Here is a 20,165-nt window from a genome sequence, read left to right as displayed (position 1 = left end):
CTGGTGGCTTCAAAGCTGTGCAGGCATGCGCAACCCTCGCAACGCCGACATATCGAAGGGGTTTGCAGAACGCTGGCTCAACAGCAGGTAGTTGGCTCGCATCCCGCCCACATCGGCTTTGAGCACCAAAACGTCACGTCCCTTGAGTGGTTCGGTCTGCATCAGATCCAGCAGGCGGAACAATGACCACGGACCGGTGTTCTTTTCGATACCCATCGGGCGACCTGCCATGCGATCCATGACCAGACTGGCCCGGCCATTCTCGATCTCGGTCGGCCACGTGAACGCAACGGGGACGATAGGCCCATGACGATACTCCATCGACTGGTTACCCAGACGAAACTCGGCGCGGCTGACATTCGGGTCCAGTGTGTAAGGCTCCAGCTTGAACTGCACCTGGGGTTCCTGAGCGCTTCCCGCGAAAAAACTGTTGCGAATGGCGTGCACCACAGACATCTGATCAAGATACGCCCGGCTCATCGGCAGGCTGTAGCCATCGATGCTGCGCAAGCGGTAGTGCCCAGGCTCGCCGCTGACAAAAGGCTTAAGGTAACTGTTGAAGAAGCGGTCAGCGAGCCCCTGGGATTTGAAGAACTCGCGGAAATCGCTGATCGCAACGTCGCTGTGACTGTGAGCGTAAAACGGATAACGCTTGTCGAGGGCCTGGCCGTAAAAGCTATACAACTCGTCCTTGTAGCGCTGGTTGACGTACTGATACGACTGATGCAGGACATAGCTCCAGGCATCTTCCGCCAGACCGTTGAACCAGCCGGCCACAGGCTGTGGCAGCGATGCCGCCGTATTACGCAGATTGCTCAACGCGTCACGCTGCCCGCCCATGCGGCCTCGTGCCATCTCGAATGCGGCCAGCTCAGGCTGACCAGAGCGGCCCAACGTTGCCATTTGCTGCTGAACGTCATCCAGTGCACTGAACACGGACATCAGATCAGGACCGGGAGCATTTTCTTCGTCCAGTAGCCGATGCAACGGATCGAAGCGACGTTGCAGCGCCTTCTTCGCAGCGTCGGGCAAACTATCGGCAAGCGCTTGCTGTGCTTGACCTCCCACGGTTGAAACAGCCTTGCCAATAGCACCAGGCGCGAGGCCTGTCTTGTCCGGGACTGGCAGTTTATCGATGCTCTCGGCCACGCTTGGAAAGCGGGTGTTGTCCCGGACTTCGACCAGCAACTGCACCAATGGCGAGTTGGCTGCGCTCAGACCGGCCATTTGCAACGCCCCCGGCTTCGGCCCTTCAAAGGGCTGCAGCGACGTCCTGCCGACCGCTTCGGACCAGTGATTGGCATAGTCGCGGAAATACAGTTGCTCCAGTTCGACCATCAACCGTCGCAAGTCCGCCGTGCCAAGCGCTGCGCTCTCGCCCAGCACCCAATTGTCGCGCAGGATGTCGCTGACCACTGTCGAGCCCTGAACCACAAAATATTGCTGATAACCATGACGGGTGTAAAAGCCGGGAATACGATAGTCAGTGCCTGTCAGCACTATCTGCTGCGGACCGATTCGCTGAGCCAGGCTGTACTCGGGAAGCGTGCGCGCCTTCTCGCGCAGCACGCGGTAAATCACATTGGCCAGAGACTCATTGCGCAACACCTGCCGAGTCTGTGCTACCAGCTCGGCGTTGCCGGGGTAGTCAAACGGCAGTTCCAGCAAACGCTGTACATGCTCATTCAACTGACGCTGTGCCTGGGCATGAGCGGCATAGCGTATCGTCCAGTCAGCAGCGATCCACTCCCTCAGCCAGGCACTGTCCCGTCGCTCCTGCCGGACAAGCATCAGATAGGCGCGCAAGCTGCCCAGCAACTGGTCGCGATCGGAAGTGGACGCTTGCATCTGTGCTTCAAGCAATCCTGCCAGACGGGGTAACAACAAGCGCTGCAGTTGTGCATGGTAACCAGCCAGCAACGCCTGGTTGGCGGCCCGCCCCTGGTACAAACCGTTGCGCTCGTACAAGGATAGATCCGCGGGATCGGAGAACACACGGGTTGCCTGGTAATGAGTGTTCAGCGCATCGAGCACAGTCAGAACATCATCCTGTGGCGCTATCTGCGAGCGCAGCTTGACCAACTGTTGTGCGGTAAGACGAAGTGTTTCAAGGCGATCGTGGTTGATGTTGAATCCCGTTGCCCAGACCACGCCTGCTACAGCAACCACTAGAACAGCCCCACCAAGAATCGCGCGTTGTCGCCAGCCGAGCTGTCGACGCACATCCTTGTCGAGCATCGCCAGCCTGGACTCGGGAAAGATGACCCGTGCCAGCAGATCATGGATAAACCGTGGGCGTCCGGCATGTCGCAAAGGCAGACCGATGCTGTCATGATCGTGCGCCGCCTGCTCTTGCGAAGGCTTGGCCTGATCGATCATGTGAGGCGCACGGGTGAGGTAAAAACCGCGCAGATGGCTGGCACGCTGGTAGCGATTTCCCGAAAAGGCCAGTTCGACAAAGATGTTCAGACTATGGGCGATACGTCCCAACTGGACGGGAAATTCGAGCATGCGCCCGCGGCGCTGAATGTCGCGTTCCTGATGAAGCCGCGTGATGACCTGGCTGCTTAACCTTTGCAACAACGAGTCGAATGCCTTGCCGACAACATCGATGTCGGTGCCCCGCTCGCCCTTACCGAACGTCGAGCCCAGTACCTGTCGGCTTTCCTCACGGGACAACTGATCGAAGAACTCATCAAAGCCTTCAACGGCGTCCGTCTTGGTCAGCACGAGATAAACGGGAACCTCAATGCTCAATTGACGATGGATCTCGTCCAGACGCGCTCGAACGGTTTCGGCAACCGATTCCAGTTGGTTTGACTTGTCCTCGATCAGCAACTCGACTGGCAGAGTGACCAGAACGCCACTGAGCGGACGCACGCGTCGTCTCTCGCGCAACAACGACAGCAGTGTGCGCCATGCGCTGCCGTCAACTTCTGACCCCTTCTGGCTAAGGTAACGGCCGGCGGTATCCATGATCACCGCCTGATCAGTCAGGTACCAGTCACAACAGCTCGTGCTTCTGGTATCGCGTGTGAGCTTGCGCTGCACCTTGTTCAACGGGAAGTCGAGCCCGGAAAAATCCAGCAAGCTGGTCTTGCCGCTGCCTTCCGGGCCTATCATCAGATACCAGGGCAACTCCTGACGGGCGGACTCGCCGCGCCCGTCGTAAAGACTCGAACGGCTGATCAACCTTACGGCATCCTTGAACCGGCGGGTCAGTTCCCGAGACTCCTTGTCGATCGCGATGCCCTCAAGCACGCGCTCCCTTTCGGTGTCGCTGGCCTGTTGTTTTTCATCGCGTTTACCCGCACGCCATCCGACGAAGACCATTGCCAGCCCCCAGCCAAGCAACAGCGTGATGGCCACCAGCAGACGCGACGTCGCGCTTTCCAGAATCCTGAGTTCAGCCACCGCGAACAAAGGCCCGAATAGCCAGACCAGAGCGCTCATGACGACCACCAGCAACAACGACCAGACCCAGGCCCTGCCTAGCACGGACAACAGCTTTTTCCAGAACATCTTCATCGGGTTCCCCGGTTTTGCGACTGACGCTCAAGCGCCACTGAATCAACGAACTGATAAGGCTTGAGGACTGTCTCGCGCTGCTTGCCCAACACCCACGCAAACCCCGAATACATCACCGCCAGCGTCATCAGCGTAAACATGACGACCAGCCACGACGGCACGAGCCGTGGAGGCTCCAGGGAATCTTCCTGCGAGCCACGCCAATGAGGCGAAAGTGTCATGGGTACCTCACCTCTTAGTTGACGTATCTGTCGGTAGAGGCCGTCGCGAATATCGTCCAGTTCGTCATTGGCGCGCAGAGTGACGCGGTACTTGCCCTTGAATCCCAGGGCCAGACAGAGGTACATCAGTTCCAGCAGGTGCAGGTGTTTGGCTGGGTTACTGCCCAGTCTCTCCAGCAACTGGAAAAACTTCTCGCCGCCAAACGTCTCCTGATGGAAATGACTCAGCAGACTCATGGTCGACCAGTTACTCGCACTGCCCCAGGCAGTGGTCAGGACAGCCTCGTCCAGCACCGTACACAGCACGTAACGTGCAGCCAGCATCTGGTCGTGCTCTATCGCGTGATGCCGAGCATGCGCCTCGAACAGCTTCACCTGCCCGATCAGCGTTCTGTTCAAAGGGCGGATGTCTCCTTCTTCAGGTGCAGCGGCAAGCCTGGAAAGGTGTGACAGCAGATCACTTGCAGCAGCGATCAGCGGGTTGATATGAAAGTCCACACGCTCTTCGGGCGCCAGCCGGGCACTGTAGGTCAATCGTTCCTGAAGGCTTTCGAAAGGCTGACGTTCAGCGGCGTCAGTAAGCCGGTCGTGAGTGCGCTCACTTGAGCGCTGACCGTGCAGGCGGGTCGGGTTATCGTTATGGCCGTGCATGTCCCTGACCATCAGTTTCTGACCGCCCAGAATTGCAGTTCAAGCCCGGCGAAATCGCCTGAAACATGGAAGGCGAAACCACCGGACGTATCCACTTGCGCCTGCTCCTTCTCGTTGAGTTCCAGGCTGAAATAGGTTCTGTTCGAATGAAACGGGATCTGACGCGGCGCCACTGGCAAAGGCCTGAGACGCATACCCGGCAGATGCAGACTGACCAGTTCGCGGATACTTTCGACGGAGCCGACCTTCAGGTGGGCGGGCAACCTGTGACGCAGCTCTTCAGCATCACATTGCGCCCGGGCAGCGAGCACGAACGAGGCTGAGCCCAACAGTTGGCGATCCACACGCGGAGAAACCAGTACGCCGTACTGGCGGACTTGTAACTCCAGCTCAATCGCGTGCTGTTCAAGAACCATCGACAACACCTGTCGAATCGCAATCATCACCTTGCCGAACGTTGCGCCTTGATCGCTGTGCTGATACTGACTGTCCAGCAACGGGCGCTTGCTTTCGGCGCCAAAGGTCGACAGCTCGCCCAGCAACGCCAGAAGCGCGCGATAGAGGGGCTCGGGGTGAACGTCCTGCAGGGTCAGATAGTGCCGAAGCACCAGCTCCGTACGATTGATCAGTTGCAGCATCATGAAATCACCGACCTCGGCGCTGCCTGTCTGACCGTTGGAGCGAATACGTCCGGCGATGGCGTTGCCTCTGTTTTCAAGCAGGCTCACGACTTCTTTCAAGCACGACATCAGATAAGCCGACCCGCCCGCATTGATGAAAGAAGGGACAAATCCGGCGTCGAGTCTGATGGCCTTGTCAGGCGTGCTGACCAGCACCTGACACAGCTTGAGCTTCACGTAAGCGTGCTCGGTTTTCTGATCCCCAAGCAGCAACTGAAATTCTGGCCGGGCGCAGAGTATTTCGGTGCGGGCATCGTCTCCGGCGTTCGAATCGGCGACCTCAGTGGCGTAGGCGGTAAATCGCGCAACCACATCCGGCTCTTCGGCACTGCGTGCCTCGATGCAGTTACCCGTTACCAGCGGCAAAGCCAGATAGACGGCAGTGTTGGCCGTGTTTGGCGGTATCTCCAGTGCCAACGGTTTTTCCCGGTCACCCAGATCGAAAAAGGTGCCGTCCGGCAGGACACCCGATGCCTGATTGAGAACAATCTGACCCGAGCCCAGAAACTGTTGATTGATTTCAACCGCTTTGAAACCCCACATATGGATGCCGGTCAGTTGCGTGCACAGCCTCATCTGCTGGTCGTGGTATCGATCGTTATGCTGAAAGTGCTGAGGGCGCAGAAGCATGCCTTCCTGCCAGATAACCTTATGAGCGTTCATGATTAACTCCCTGCCCTTGAAACGGTTTCGTCACTGCGATGCAACCCGGCTTCATCCAGTGTGAATTCGGCGCGTGTCAGCGCTTCGGGGGTCAGCTGGATCACGTAACGCCATCGAGCCTCAGGCAGATCGCGATACGCAGCCAGCACCCCGACATAAGTACTGCCGGGTTGAAACTTCAGCTTCAGATCAACGCGCTCTCCAGGTCGCAACTCCAGTTCCTCCGTCGCAACCAGATCCTGCGCGAGCACGTCTCTGGCGCGTTCGTAGAGGGAAAAGAAATCCACGCTCTGAAACGTAGCGGGATGCTTCAGCTCCATCAGCCGCAGGACGGTTGGTGATGGTCGGCCATTGAGGTCGGGATTGAGTCGATCACTACCGGTCAGACTGATCTCCAGCCGGGTCTGCGTGGAATAAGGCGACAGCGCCGAGCAACCGCCCAGCAACATGAGCGCAGCCAGCATCAATGGCCTGGCGTAATACATAGGCATTCAGGTTTATCTCAGTCAGTTCGGGTAAAGGGTGTTGATCAGGCGAATCTGTTCGTCGTACGCCTTCAGAAAATCCCGGCTCCAGAGTCCCGTGGTCCACTGATCGTCCTGAGCAAGGGTGCGATGGTGACGAACATAGGCGCGCCATCGGTTCCCGGCCGTACGTAGCCAGGGCTTGTCTTCATGTTCGAACTGCCAGTGCAGCCTTTGCGGAGAGAAATGCTCCAGGGCCGAGCGCGCCATAGCCCGACAACCCGCGAGAAGAGCAACCTGATGGGACCGGGAAGCCCGAAATGATCGGGAGATCATCCGGGACGCCTGCCCGGACTGACGTTGCAAAAGCTGCTGGATGATCAGGCCAGCATCCACCGAGTCGACCGTGCGTTCCCTGCCGGATCCGGCCTCGGGATGGCAGGCACCCAATTCAGACTCGAGCTCGTTGCGAGTCGATGCACCGTGCTCCAGGCCATCAATGCATTGTTTGAACAGCCGAGCGACCTCTATCGCCAGCGCCTCGCACGCCGTCGAGTCGACGCCGCTCATGTCCACATCGAGCGCTTCGGCAAGCCGCTGACGGAAAAAGCCGGCCGTGTCATCGGCGCTCGTCGGATAACACCGCGCTGCAGGCAGCGGCACAGGTACCAACTCCGGCAGCAACAACTGCTCGCGATCTGAAGACACATAGGGATCAACGCCTGAAGACCCGACCCGCTCCTCCATCAGGGATGAAAGGTCACCGGACAAATAGTGGTTTCTGTCATGTGTCTGCCATGCGGCGAGTGGATCGAGTTCAGCGAAAACCGGATGTCCGGCACCCGATGAGTGGGCTGCCGGGCTGGCTCGTACGTTTCGGGGGGCGACCAGACAAGCTCGCAGGTACAGACCTCCCATTCGATAGGTATCGCCATGCTCGACGCGTCGCTTTTCTCCGGCAGCGATGGTTTCAACACCATTCAGCAAAATGCCATTGCGACTGATATCTGTCAGGTAGAACGCGTTGTCGTCATGACTGACGCTCGCATGTTGCCTGGACACATAGAACGATTGGTCTTCAATGCGCCACTCACACTCGGGACTGCGCCCCAAAACACCACCGCTCTGTTTGAAGCGCCACGATTGTGAGCACCCCTCCTTGAGTTCCGGCGTGTTGATTACTTCCAACACCAGTTCCATCAACCTGTCTCTCTGATCGTTAATTGCGATGGTTTGAAGTCGAATTACCCAAGACGCGATATTCACTATCGCTGAACTTGAACGGACCACTGCAACCGCCCAGAAGAATCGATAGCGCACAAAAAAAGAGCGCAGCCTTCCATTGACTGATGTTCATCAGGCATCTCCGTAAACTGACAATCCGATTATTTATGGCACTTGGCAGCGTTCTTTCTGGCGCTGTTTATATCCAGGCGCATCATTCGATAAAGCAGCGTACGTCGTGACACACCTAACTTGCGCGCGGTCTGCGTTCGATTGCCGTTGCTTTTGCGCAGACTTTCAAGCAACACATCTCGCTCGAAATGCTCCATCCGTTCACGCAATGTCACCCCGTGAGAAGAACCTTCGGCACCGGTTGCTACAGGGAAGTGTTCCGGCAACAGGTGCCCATCATCGCTAAGCAGAACAGCGCGTTCGACGAAACCTTTCAGTTGCCGCACATTGCCGGGAAAGGAGTAATCACAGAGAAAAGACAGCGCAGACTCCGACCAACGTACCGGTTCACGTCGCAGAGAACTGCAGGCGTCGGATGCAAACTGTCTGGCCAGCGGTTCGATGTCTTCAACACGTTGCCGCAACGGCGGTAACGAAACGGGAAACTGGGCAAGTCGGTAATAAAGATCCTCACGAAATCGTCCTTGCGATATCAGCGCTGGCAAGTCTCTGTGGGTAGCGGCAATGATGCGTACATCGACGTTGCGTACCGTGTCTGAACCGAGCGGTCGTATTTCTCCTTCCTGCAAGACTCGCAGAAGCTTTGCCTGAAGACCGAGTGGCATATCGCCGATTTCATCCAGCAGGAGGGTGCCACCATCCGCGATATCGAAAAGACCGCGCCGATCACGATCAGCGCCGGTGAAGGCGCCCTTGCGATAGCCAAACAATTCGCTTTCCAGAAGGTTTTCGGGAAACGCGGCGCAGTTCTGCACCACAAAAGCCTTTTTGCGCCGAGGTCCACAGGTGTGAATGGCTCGAGCCACGACCTCTTTGCCTGTCCCGGTCTCGCCCGTCAGCAAAACGGTATAGGAGCTATGCAACACCTTGCCGACCAGTTGGCAGGTCCGCCGCATGGGTTCGCTTTTGCTGATCAGTCCGTAACTCGAGGACTTGGGCTCCAGCCTCGGCATCTCCGTGAGGGCATGACGGCGCTCGAGCAGAACCTGCAGCGCAAGCACGAAAGAACCCAGCGCTTCCAGTGACGCAGCGAAACAATCAAGTGATCTGCACGCATCGCTGGCACACACAAGCAGTCCCGCAGTGACGTTATCCGTAGTAGTGAGACGCACGCACAGCAATGAGTTCCAGCCTGACGGTCTTGAGGGCAGGAAGCTGGTGTCGTAAAGACCGGGACCCATTTCGTTCACGCTGACGGGCCTATCCTGCGACAGGGCGAACTCAAGCAGATTCTCTGTACTGTAATCGGCGTGGTCGCCTGCGAGAGTTTCCGGCTTAACAATGTCATCCAGAACCTGAACCTTCAGATCAAGGCGTCCAGTGGGTGCGTCGAAGCTGAACAGCTGGATCAATTCACAGCCGATAAGCTGAGAGGCGGCCTGGGCAAAGCCCTTCAACAGCGCCTCGCTGTCACCTATGCGCGACAGGCTGGTATAGACCGAACATAGCGTATGCGCGTAGTCGAGCGGATTGTGGACAGCATTGAACATCGATGTCATTTCAGTCGAACTCGCAAATGACAAGGCCCGCAGCATCCAGTGTCGCGTAAACGCGCTGGACATCCTGACCGTCTGACATGGCGTCGATCAGGCGATTGGCAATCAACGGAATAAGGCAAGTGTCCAGCAAGCGATCAACGAACCTCGCCCCTGTATCACCTTGCGAGCACCGTTCAAGCAGGAAAGAGACAAGAGGCTCTGAATACGCGAAAGTGAGTCCTCGACCTTTCAATCGATCTGCCAAACGCAAAAGTTTAAGTTCGATCAGTTCGCGCAGTATTTCCCCAGTGACCGGGTAATACGGCACGACGTGCATCCTCGCCAGCAGTGCAGGCTTGAAATGCGCAGTCAGAATCGGGCGAATGCGTGCTTCGAGCTGTTCGACATCAGGTCGTTGACCTGACTGGCAGCACGTCGTGATAAGTTCGCTTCCAAGATTGGATGTCATGAGAATAAGCGTATTGCGAAAGTCGATCTCTCGCCCCTCGCCATCATTGGCAATGCCCTTATCAAATATCTGATAAAACAGATTCATCACATCGGGATCGGCCTTCTCTACTTCATCCAGCAGAATGACCGAATAGGGCTTTTGCCGGACAGCCTCTGTGAGCAGACCGCCCTCCCCGTATCCGACATAACCGGGCGGCGCGCCTATCAGGCGTGAAACCGTATGTTTCTCTTGAAATTCGGACATGTTGATGACCGTGAGAAAACGCTCGCCGCCATACAACAAGTCAGCCAGCGCAATGGCTGTTTCGGTCTTGCCCACGCCGCTGGGGCCGGCCAGAAGATAGACACCTGCCGGTGCATCCGGCTTGTTCAGCCCCGCCGCCGCCGCGCGCATCGCTCGGTCAAGCGCAAGAACGGCCTGATCCTGGCCACGAATGCGTTTTTTCAGGTCCTCTGCGAAACCGGCAACTTTCGAACTGTGTTCCTGGGCAAGCTGTGAAAGCGGAACGCCAGTCCAGGCGCTGACCACCTCTGCGATCAATCGGGGACACACTTCAAAACTGACCAGTCGCTCTGTTGCTTCAGTCAACGTTTGATGAACGTCGGCCAGTTCTGTTTCCAGCGACTCGATGAGTGCGAACAGCTCTGGAGACCGTTCGGTATCGGTATCTGCTGCGAGCTCGTGCTGCGCGCGCAGCGCTGATAATTGCTCGCGTAGCCTGAGCAACTGCTCGACATCGGTGCGCTGCTGGTTCCATACGGCTTCGACTTCGCTTATTTGCCTCTGCAGTTCCTGAAGACCTTCTTCAAGAGTCAGCAGAACCCGTTCATCAACGCCCAGACCCGCCTGTGCGTCGCGGCGGATGGCGTCGAGTTGCCGTTGATCCTCGGCGTAGCGGGTACGCAGGCGCTCCAGTCGTTGCGGTGCGGCCGCCAGGCTGATGCGAACCCGGGCGCAGGCGGTATCAAGCAGATCAACTGCCTTGTCCGGTAGCTGCCGCCCAGTGAGATAACGCGCCGATAAGCGGGCCGCAGCCACTACAGCGTCATCGCGCAAATAGACACCGTGGCTTTTCTCATAGGCCGAAGCCAGGCCACGCAGAATGGCTATCGCCTCATCCACAGTAGGCTCCAGCAGGCGAACGGGCTGGAAGCGTCGGGCCAAAGCCGGATCCTTCTCGAAGTACTTCTTGTATTCCGACCAGGTGGTCGCAGCGATTGTCCGAAGCTCTCCCCGGGCCAGCGCTGGCTTAAGCAGGTTGGCGGCGTCGGAACCGCCCGACTGTCCTCCTGCGCCAATCAATGTGTGAGCTTCATCGATAAACAGAATGACGCTGCGCGCGGATGCCTTGACCTCTTCGATCACTCCGTTCAGACGACGCTCGAACTCGCCCTTGATGCTAGCCCCAGCCTGCAGCAGGCCCATATCCAGTGTCAGCAGTTCGACATCCTTGAGAGACTCAGGCACTTCACCCTGAACTATTCTCAGCGCCAGGCCTTCAACGATAGCGGTCTTACCAACCCCGGCTTCGCCCACCACGATCGGATTGTTCTTGCGTCGCCGGGAAAGGATGTCAATCATCTGCCGGATTGCTTCATCGCGGCACAGGACAGGGTCAATCCGGCCTTCCCGAGCCTGTTGTGTCAGATTGTGCGTGAAGCGTTCCAGCAGCGATTCATCTGCGTTTTCCGGCTTATGTCCTTCACAGCCTCGCTGCTCGGCGAGAGAGAAATCCTTCAATCGGTCCGCATTGATCTTGGCCAGCAGCGGCTGATAACGGCTGCCTGCGTAGCGAATCGGATTGCGCAACAGTGCAAGAACGAGCGCCGCCTGTTCAATATGGCTCTGGCCCAGTTCAAGATTGGCCACCAGCAACGCGTCCTGTAGCCACTGGACAAGTTCAGGCGCGAACACCGGATTACGAGAAGCGCTGTGTTCCATGGCCGGCTGCAACAGGGCCGCAAAATGCGCGGCGTCGACATCAGCATCCAACAGCGCTCGGGAAAGAAGACTGTGGGGGTGCTCCAGAAGTGCCAGCAGCAGATCCTCCACAAGAATCCTGCTGCCTCCTCTCGCCACGCAACGCGCTGCGCAACTCTCCAGACTCATCCGGGTGGGCGCGTCCAGCGCGTTGACCAGTTGTTGCAGGTCTACATTGATCATGAATATCTGTCCTTAATGAATCGACTGGCCAAGCGTCACCACACCATCGGCACGCTCACGCCCCAGCCAGCTGGTCCAGCCGAGGCGGCAGGTGTTCTGTGCCCCGATACGCAGAGCCCGGATTTCCTCTCGCAGCAGTACAAGACATATGTCGTACTCAAGAAAATCTCGTTGCGTGAACCGCACCAAGGCACCGAGCGGCTGATTCCAGGCACCCTGGGGAAGAAACTGATGAAAGCTGTCCCAGCACAATCGCCTGATGTGGATACGAAACTTGCCGCTTCGGTCTCGAATCCGCTCACCCAGAACAGCATCGTGGCCTAGCTGACTATTGGCCTTGCCCAGGAAGTTGCGCTGTTCGGGACTGATGTGAACGACACGTTCGGCACACTGCTCGATGAAGAAATCAGCATGCTTGAAGTAGTAACGCAGAACCGACTCGATCAGGGCCGCAGAGTGCGCTCGCAAACTGAGCAACCCCAGGTAAGGCAGGAGCCGCTTCCAGTCGAGCTCGGCAGCCTCCCTGACCCTTGCACCACCCAATCCGATCAGCGCAAACAGATACTCGGAAAAACGGTCCGTCGCGCCGTCAGCGAACACCGAGTGGTAACGATATTTGCGCCAGACGGGCACCATTAGCTTCTGCAGACGGTGATGAAAAACATCAAGAAAATCACGCGTTGCGCTCGAGTTATCCTCATCCAAGACCTGCTCCGCGTAAAAGGCTGGCAAGGGGGAGCCGGATCCGACAAGGCTGATGACATTCAGGCACAGCCTTACGTGCAATTTCCCGCGCGCTTCAAACAGTTCCAGACATTCGATATCGCTTCCAGGAAAGCCGAAACCCGGGTTCGCCTTGAGCAAGAGAAAGTCATGCAGCGACTCGTCATCAGCGTTCGGATGAACCTCGCGAAGCAGCTTCAGAATCTGCGGGATCGCCTGATAAATGGAGTGCTCACGGATTGTATGACTGAGTGCAATTAAAGAAGCGGCTGGTGCCCCATGCGAGGTGTCCATTCGTAGCGTTCTCCGTGAGTACTTTTCACATTCAGTTCGTGGAAAGAGTTGAGGCTGGCATACAGTGCGAAAAACTCGTTCAGCACGGATGCAAACAGGAAAAGAGTGCCTTCCCCCCCATATCCGTCAGGATTGATGATCAACTCTGTCTTGACACCACGCACAGGCCGCCCCTTGTAAAGTCGATCAGCAGGACGATGGCTTATCGATTCAAGGCCATTGAGAAGATGCTGACTGGCTCTTTCGGCTTGTTGATCGTGATAGCGCGGCAAGTCATAGGTTTCGAGTATGATTTTCAACGCATCAATATTGGCCAGCGACAGATAGTTCAACGACATGTTACTGATCACACGCCATAGAAAATCGCGAGTGACAGGAGGCGCATAGCTCGGCGTGGTGGGTGTAATATTTTTGAAGCGAAGGAAATCCGGCGTTCCGTCACAGGATCTGCAGATACCGCCCGCTTTGATCTGTAAGGGAAGGTCATGATTGGTGCAGGTCAACTCGACAGATACCGTTTCAGGGTATTCCGAACTTCGATGATCAAAGCTTAAATAGGTATCCAGGCCATCGTACTGCATCGATGGGCGCTGCCGAGCGCTGTAAAAAGGCCTGCCCTTCTTCGAACCCTGCCCTGAATCATGTTCGAAGGATTCAAACAAGGCATAGTCCTGATAGCCAAGACCGCCAGACTGCCAACCGGTTACCCGGTCCACCGAATACACTGCACAGCTGTCGAGATCATCTCTGGAGGGTATAAGTAGATAATCATCCCGCTTGGCGTCGACCAGAATGGGCAAGGCATCCTGTTTGAATAAATTAACGATCGGCGTGCAGTAGAGTTTTACATTATCGAGGGTGGGCCGAAGGCGCTGGATGTCTGCACCTTTGATCTTCAACGCCAGCTGTATGCCATGAGCACGCTTGAGTACAGGATCGGGTAATGCGCCCAGAACACCCAACCCCATTACGTCGACAAACATGAATTTGTCCTGAAAGAAGAAGTACTCCTGCAGGTAGCGATAACCACGAAAGGTATTGAAAGGATAAGGTATCAGTGCTTCTTCTTCAGCAAAGCCGACCGCCTGCACTTCACTAACCGGGATATTGAACTCGATCGTATTTCCGCGTCCGTCTTCCAGTGCGCTCCCATCAGCGTCAAGCAAGCTCAGGGTAATGCCCTCGAGTTTGCGCATCAGCCCGAGATACAGGGACCGACTGACATGACGATCACCGGCAAGATGCAGCCGTAACCGTTTCAGCTCCAGTTCACCCATGTGACCTTCACAACTCATGACGAAGGACAACTTCAGAGTGGCCCCGTCACTGGTGGGCGAATGACACAGATCTTTCAGTTCAAGTGGCAGGACTTCGGTTGCAAAACAGGTGCGAAAACGGCAGATGTGTTCACCGACCGGATCGCTCTCAACAGGCGTCGATCGTTCAACCAGCACCGCAGGTCCTGACCGAAGCAACGGCTCGAACCGCAGCATGCTCACCGATGGCAGCGGTCGCAGATAGTTTGGCCAGAGCAGGTTCATTAATGAATGGGTCAGTTCTGGCAACTCATCGTCCAGCTTCTGACGCAGCCGTCCTGTCAGAAACGCAAACCCCTCAAGCAATCGCTCGACATCAGGATCACGTCCCGACTGTCCCAAAAAAGGCGCCAGTGCAGGATTGCGCTCGGAAAAACGGCGACCCAGTTGGCGCAAGGCTGCAAGTTCATCCTGATAGTAGTCATTGAAAGACAACGTTGATTACCTGTTTCAAGTTCATCGAGAACAGCGATTAAAGGCGTTGAGGAACGACGTGCCTGACTTGCAAGTTCAAGCAGGCACTCCGCTCCTGGCAAAATTGATCACACCTTCACATCGACGCGCCCTCGGCCATTGAGCACCGCTTGAAAAAGCACGTCCCGGTTCACACCGTCGACATTCAGAAACGCCTGGATGTCGAATCTCAGTTCAAGCGCATCGTCGTCGCGTGGCTTGGCAACGACACGGACATTCATGAGTCGCGGCTCATAGGCACAAATAAAATCTTCAATGACTGCCCGGGAATTGCGCATCACGTCGTTGAGGCTGAATCGCAGGTCATTCAAATCCGGAAGCCCGTAATCGGGCAGCGTTTGTACGCTGCCCGCCCGAGTGCTCAACATCCTTGAAAGATGACGGGCAACTGACGTTACAAGCTGCGTTTCCCGGTTCGAACCGAGCCGCTTTTCAGACACCCCGGCCAGCCTCTCAAAAAGACTCGTGCAGCGAATCATTCCTTGTCCATTTTCCCAACCAGCGACAATGTAAAAGCGGCCCCCATGTACTTGAAATGCGGACGCACGTTAAGCGCAACCCTGTACCAGCCGGGGTCGCCTTCCACATCACTCACCGTGATCTGTGCGGCACGCAGGGGTCGTCGACCGCGAACCTCGGCACCAGGATTTTCCTGATCGGAAACGTATTGGCGTATCCACTTATTGAGTTGAAGCTCAAGGTCCGTACGTTCTTTCCATGACCCGATCTGCTCGCGTTGAAGAACCTTTATGTAATGAGCCAGGCGATTGACGATCATCATGTAGGGCAGTTGGGTACCCAATTTATAATTGAGCTCGGCAACCTTACCTTCCGGGTTGTTGCCGAAGAATTTGGCCTTTTGTACGGAACTGGCGGAGAAGAAAGCGGCGTTGTCACTGCCCTTGCGCATCGTCAACGCAATGAAGCCCTCTTCTGCAAGTTCGTATTCCCGGCGATCGGACACCAGCACTTCAGTCGGCACCTTGGTTTCAATCTCACCCAGGCTATCAAAGTGATGCAGAGGAAGGTCCTCGACGGCTCCACCGCTCTGCGGCCCTATGATATTGGGGCACCAGCGAAACTTGGCGAAGCTGTCCGTGAACCGGGTAGCAAACGCATAAGCGGTGTTGCCCCAGAGATAATGTTCGTGCGCGTTCGCAACGTTTTCGCGGTAGGCGAATGTCCTGACCGGATTTTCCTGAGGATCATAGGGGCTGCGAAGCAGAAACCTAGGGACCGTCAATGCGAAGTACCGAGCGTCCTCCTGCTGACGAAAACTTTGCCATTTGGCAAACTGCGGGCCTTCAAAATGGTCCTTCAGATCCTTGAGATCAGGCAGACTGGTAAATTGCTCGAGCCCAAAAAACTGAGGTCCCGCAGCGGCGATGAACGGCGCATGTGCCATGCAGGCTACGCTGGAAACGTACTGCATTGTCTTGACGTCCGGAGAACTGGGCGAAAAGTAGTAGTTTGCGATAATCGCACCTACCGGATTTCCCCCGAACTGACCGTACTCCGCGGTATAAACGTGTTTGTAAAGACCCGACTGGACCACTTCGGGAGAGTCTTCGAAGTCATCGAGCAGGTCCTGTTTCGAAACGCTCAACATCTCGACCTTGATGTTTTCCCGGAAGTCCGTTCGGTCGATGAGCAACTTCAAGCCGCGCCATGAGGATTCCAACGACTGAAACTCGGAATGGTGCAGGATTTCATCCATCTGACGGCTCAGCTTGACGTCGATCTCGGTGATCATTCGATCAACGAGCGCCTTCTTTACCGGCTCGGCACTGTTATGTGGCTTCAGTAACTCCTCGATGAAAGCGGCAACGCCACGCTTGGCTATCGCATAGGCTTCGTCGCCGGGAGACATTCTGGTCTCGGCGATAATCTGATCGAGAATTCCGTACTCGACATTCTCGTGGTTATCCTGTTGTGCAGCGGTGGTGCTCATAGATTTTCTTCCTGACGTTCCAGACACTTCATTCCGTTACAGCGTCGAGTCCCAACTCGCCAAGCACTCGATCACGCGAAGCCTTGTCGGCAAGCACATTTTCAATCGCCTTGCGAAAGGCAGGCGCATTGCCCAACGGCCCCTTGAGAGCCATCAAGGCGTCACGCAACTCCATGAGTTTCCTGAGCTCTGGAATTTGCTCTACAAGGCTGGCCGGGTTGAAATCAGTCATTGCGTTGACGCGGACATCAATCGCCAACTCTTCAGCCTCGCCTTCATCCTGCAGACGATTGGGAATGCTCAATGAAAGCCTCAGATTCTGTTTCGCGAGCACATCATCAAAGTTGTTTTTATCCACATTAATCGACTTGCGGTCTTCGAGCTTTCGTTCATCAGCTCGCTGAATAAAATCACCTAACACCAACAGTTTTAAGGGGAGTTCTATCTCTTCCTGTGCATCACCAATTGCCGGTTTGAAAGTAACATTTATACGTTCCTTGGGCGCGACAGAGCCTTCTTTTGCCACTGCAGTTACTCCTTTTCTTATCACAGTACTTACGTTTTGTTCAGCACGGCTTCAAAATCATACTTGCATAACCGCCGGTAGACTTCGTCCTTACTCACTCGTGAAATCCGATCAGGCGGAAGCTTCTCGTGACAACTGTATAGAAGCCGGGAAATCTCTAGGAATGCTTCGGCCTCCCAGCTTCCAAGCCCCTTCATCTCAAGCTCTTGATCAAGCAATTCAAGTTGAACCCTGGCTAACTCATATTTTTTGGCACGGTGGCAGACACGAGCAATGTTGAATTGCCAGAAAAAACGTTCACGCTCACTCTTCGCATTTGTCAGGTGCCACGTTAACTCCTTGACCGCAGCCTTCAGGCCGTCCTTATGTAGCCTTTGAATGATTTCGCCCATAACAACATTCCATGCTGGCTGAACGCCGGTATTGGTCTGAGCGGGTTCAGGCTGGGGAGGAAGTACGTGATGCATCACATGCGTCGATATCCAACCTTGTGTTTCATCGTCAGCAAAGGGCACTCCGTCATGGAAACGCAATTCGGCGATGCCAGGTACTCGGTGCAAAAAAAGTGCGCACTGAACTTCAACTTCACGCATTGAGAGTTCCGCGTTGAGCGCTTGCAGGCATTCCCATACCCTGCGCTGACCGTCGAACCAGAAGGGAGAGCGGGCGATGCTCAACTCCAGATCCACAATCAGATCCGCATATTTGCCTTGTTCAAAGCGTTCTCTATAATTGTTCAATCGATCTACGGGCACGCTACGCAATGCTGTTATGCGCTCGGCGTTACACTTCGGGGCGGTATCAACCGTGAGCCAGAGCACCGTGCGATTCAGACGCAACGCTCGGACATCAGTAGCCTTTTGCCTTAACCACCAGGCGCACAATGACTGGGTTATATCCTGCTGCGTACCAAGTGCCTTGCGGGCATCCTTGTCATTCTCCACAGAAGGATGGCTGAAAAACTGAGTGGCTACTTCCTTGACCTGCTCAGCAATCGTGGGCTTGCTTTCTTTTTGCGAGGCGGCCTGGAGCATTCGGGCCAATCGCCTGCGAGTCGGCAAGATCAATGGCGCTTCTTCACCCAGATGATGCCTCAGCAATTCGTCCAGTCCTTCCAGATGATCGGACAAACGCTGGAACAACGAAAGCTGTTGTTTTATCGACACATCGTCGACGAGGACCCTGTCAAGCCTGGTTACTAACCATGAAAAAGCGGCAATACGAGTTCTGTGCTTGACCGGGTGTAACACTGGCCAGTGGTGTTCGCAGAGATAACGCAACATGCAAGTACCCGCCAATAATCCTGGAAACGCTTCAGCTTTATATAGCGCCCACGTCAGCCAACAGGCGACACGAAGATCTCTAGACTGATCACGCAGAATTCTTTCGCTTTCTTCACGAACCTTTAACCAGTCGACATTTCCAGTACCCAGAACCGATTGCTCGCTACTCAATCGTGCCTCCAAGGCCTCAAACTCTTCGGAAAATCGCACATCGCTGCCCGCATAACCATGGCTGGAAACAGGACTTTTTATCAAGTGGAGGTAACGCCCAGACAATGTATCAAAATGAGTCATTAGCTGTTACCTCCTTTACGCGTCAAGTATTGTTAATGGCCGCTATTGGTCAACGGCGCAAACAGTAACTGCTCAGAATCCGTTTAACAAGCAAACCAATACCACACAGCATCTTTTCAGATTTTTCCTACACCGCCGAATAGCTTAAATGTAGGAAGCAAAAGCAGATGATGCTTGTGAACTCATATAATACGTTTTCGAACGCATAAATTACGCACCCTACTGTTTGACGCTTGATCAACTGCGCTGCTTTTTGCGCACCCTCACCGAATACTGCGCCAAACCCAACCTTCCTAGCCTAATAGATATTGGGGTATCCATACGACTGCGCAGAGAATCTCCCAAGTGCGCAAGAACATGCGCGTTTTTCGGCATCCCAGTAGCGCCCTGCGAACAAGAAGCCCCATCGGTGTTTGATCAAAGCCTTGAGATACTGGGCATACCATTAATTGGCATAGTTTTTGTTAGGAACCGAATAGCTGGCACGTTGAGTTCTGGCTGACCAATCAAATATCAGGAGACTTTATAATGGCAACACCTGCTTACATATCCATCACAGGGACCAATCAGGAACTTATAACTAGAGACGCGTTCACGGCGCATTCAGTGGGCAATATTTACCAAGAAGGTCACGAAGATCAGGCGCTGGTGCAAGCTTTCAGCCATGAGGTTGTCATTCCTTGCGATCCCCAGACGGGCCAACCCAGCGGACTGCGGATACACAAGCCTTTATGTATCACGAAAATTTTCGATAAAGCCTCACCGTTGCTCCAGGCAGCACTGACGTCGGGCGAGTGCTTGAGTGAAGTCAAGATCCAGTGGTACCGCACATCAGTCAAAGGCAATCAGGAGCTTTACTACACAACTCTTTTGACCGACGCCACGATCGTCCAAATAAAGGACTACATGCACAACTGCCAGGATCCTGCCAAGGCCAGCTTCACCCACCTTCAGGACGTACATTTCGCTTACCGGAAAATCACCTGGACTCATGAAACGTGCGGAACCTCTGGTTCTGACGACTGGCGCACCCATGGGAAAGAGAAAGCTGAGTAATTAACGCCATCGACCCGAAAGGGTCGATGGTTCTTGGCTCACTTCAACATGGGACTAAGCCATGAGGTCTGAATCTTTAAGCAAACGTCATTTCACGCTCAACCTTGATGGCATCGATCATGGCTTTCAGGTACTCGCCTTCAAAGGCCACGAAGCGATCAGTCAGCCTTTCGCGTTTACGCTGGAGCTGGTCAGCGAGTCGTCAGGACTGTATCTGGAAAGCCTGCTGAACAGACCTGCCTTTCTGCAGTTTGCACCCGATAACAGTGGCATTCACGGGCTGATCGACCGTGTCGCCCAGGGCGATTCGGGGCAACGCCTGACCCGCTACTCGGTCACCCTCCGTCCGCATCTGGCTCGCCTCAGCCACCGCACCAACCAACGGATCTTTCAGCACCGCACGGTGCCGCAGATCATTGCCCGGATACTGGAGGAGCATGGCCTGCTGGCCACCACCTATCGCTTCCAGCTCGCCAGCGTCTATCCCGAGCGCGAGTACTGCGTTCAGTACC

General features: G+C 55.4%; 15 protein-coding genes. 2 read left to right on the top strand and 13 right to left on the bottom strand.

Annotated features, from left to right (window positions below):
- Positions 1-9: 9 nt before the first annotated feature.
- The 13 genes from tssM to tssA all read right to left on the bottom strand — a co-directional run bounded on the left by tssM (position 10) and on the right by tssA (position 18,597).
- Positions 10-3,528 carry a type VI secretion system membrane subunit TssM gene (tssM, locus tag QRN20_RS26270; protein ID WP_088235414.1) on the bottom strand — a complete coding sequence of 1,173 codons (3,519 nt, stop codon included), beginning with the start codon at positions 3,526-3,528 and terminating at the stop codon, positions 10-12.
- On the bottom strand, positions 3,525-4,412 hold the full coding sequence (gene icmH, locus QRN20_RS26265; protein WP_029241529.1) for a type IVB secretion system protein IcmH/DotU: 888 nt from the start codon (positions 4,410-4,412) through the stop codon (positions 3,525-3,527). The genes tssM and icmH overlap by 4 nt, the downstream gene beginning before the upstream one ends.
- Positions 4,412-5,743 (bottom strand): type VI secretion system baseplate subunit TssK, encoded by a 1,332-nt coding sequence (tssK, locus tag QRN20_RS26260; protein ID WP_043303900.1) that lies wholly within the window; start codon positions 5,741-5,743, stop codon positions 4,412-4,414. The genes icmH and tssK overlap by 1 nt, the downstream gene beginning before the upstream one ends.
- A 2-nt stretch (positions 5,744-5,745) precedes the next feature.
- Complete coding sequence (gene tssJ / locus QRN20_RS26255; RefSeq protein WP_029241527.1) at positions 5,746-6,234, bottom strand: type VI secretion system lipoprotein TssJ; 489 nt, start codon at positions 6,232-6,234, stop codon at positions 5,746-5,748.
- 15 nt (positions 6,235-6,249) lie between these two features.
- Positions 6,250-7,407: a type VI secretion system-associated FHA domain protein TagH gene (gene tagH, locus QRN20_RS26250; protein ID WP_122411989.1), complete on the bottom strand. Its 1,158-nt coding sequence runs from the start codon at positions 7,405-7,407 to the stop codon at positions 6,250-6,252.
- A 185-nt stretch (positions 7,408-7,592) separates the two neighbouring features.
- Entirely contained in the window at positions 7,593-9,113 is a 1,521-nt protein-coding gene (locus QRN20_RS26245) for a sigma-54 interaction domain-containing protein (protein ID WP_122417662.1), read from the bottom strand.
- Between the two features lie 10 nt (positions 9,114-9,123).
- Positions 9,124-11,736, bottom strand: coding sequence for a type VI secretion system ATPase TssH (tssH, locus tag QRN20_RS26240; protein ID WP_122605881.1), 2,613 nt, complete (start codon positions 11,734-11,736; stop codon positions 9,124-9,126).
- Between the two features lie 12 nt (positions 11,737-11,748).
- The gene (gene tssG / locus QRN20_RS26235) at positions 11,749-12,753 is read right to left on the bottom strand and encodes a type VI secretion system baseplate subunit TssG (RefSeq protein WP_029241523.1); all 1,005 of its coding nucleotides are present in this window, start codon (positions 12,751-12,753) and stop codon (positions 11,749-11,751) included.
- Complete coding sequence (gene tssF, locus QRN20_RS26230; RefSeq protein WP_029241522.1) at positions 12,717-14,504, bottom strand: type VI secretion system baseplate subunit TssF; 1,788 nt, start codon at positions 14,502-14,504, stop codon at positions 12,717-12,719. The genes tssG and tssF overlap by 37 nt, the downstream gene beginning before the upstream one ends.
- 107 nt (positions 14,505-14,611) lie before the next feature.
- Entirely contained in the window at positions 14,612-15,022 is a 411-nt protein-coding gene (gene tssE / locus QRN20_RS26225; RefSeq protein ID WP_058432391.1) for a type VI secretion system baseplate subunit TssE, read from the bottom strand.
- A complete protein-coding gene (gene tssC / locus QRN20_RS26220; protein ID WP_088235421.1) occupies positions 15,019-16,494 on the bottom strand; it encodes a type VI secretion system contractile sheath large subunit in 1,476 nt (491 codons plus the stop codon). The genes tssE and tssC overlap by 4 nt, the downstream gene beginning before the upstream one ends.
- A gap of 28 nt (positions 16,495-16,522) precedes the next feature.
- Complete coding sequence (gene tssB, locus QRN20_RS26215) at positions 16,523-17,020, bottom strand: type VI secretion system contractile sheath small subunit (protein WP_088235422.1); 498 nt, start codon at positions 17,018-17,020, stop codon at positions 16,523-16,525.
- 29 nt (positions 17,021-17,049) lie between these two features.
- Entirely contained in the window at positions 17,050-18,597 is a 1,548-nt protein-coding gene (gene tssA, locus QRN20_RS26210) for a type VI secretion system protein TssA (protein WP_088235423.1), read from the bottom strand.
- Between the two features lie 528 nt (positions 18,598-19,125).
- Here tssA and QRN20_RS26205 point away from each other — a divergent pair.
- A complete protein-coding gene (locus QRN20_RS26205; protein WP_088235424.1) occupies positions 19,126-19,653 on the top strand; it encodes an Hcp family type VI secretion system effector in 528 nt (175 codons plus the stop codon).
- A gap of 61 nt (positions 19,654-19,714) precedes the next feature.
- The coding region (locus QRN20_RS26200) for a contractile injection system protein, VgrG/Pvc8 family (RefSeq protein WP_285361548.1) at positions 19,715-20,165 on the top strand (451 nt) is incomplete at its 3' end.

It is taken from the genome of Pseudomonas sp. fls2-241-TYG-175 (assembly GCF_030209155.1).
Lineage (GTDB): Bacteria > Pseudomonadota > Gammaproteobacteria > Pseudomonadales > Pseudomonadaceae > Aquipseudomonas > Aquipseudomonas viridiflava.
This window is presented reverse-complemented; position numbering and strand designations above follow the sequence as displayed.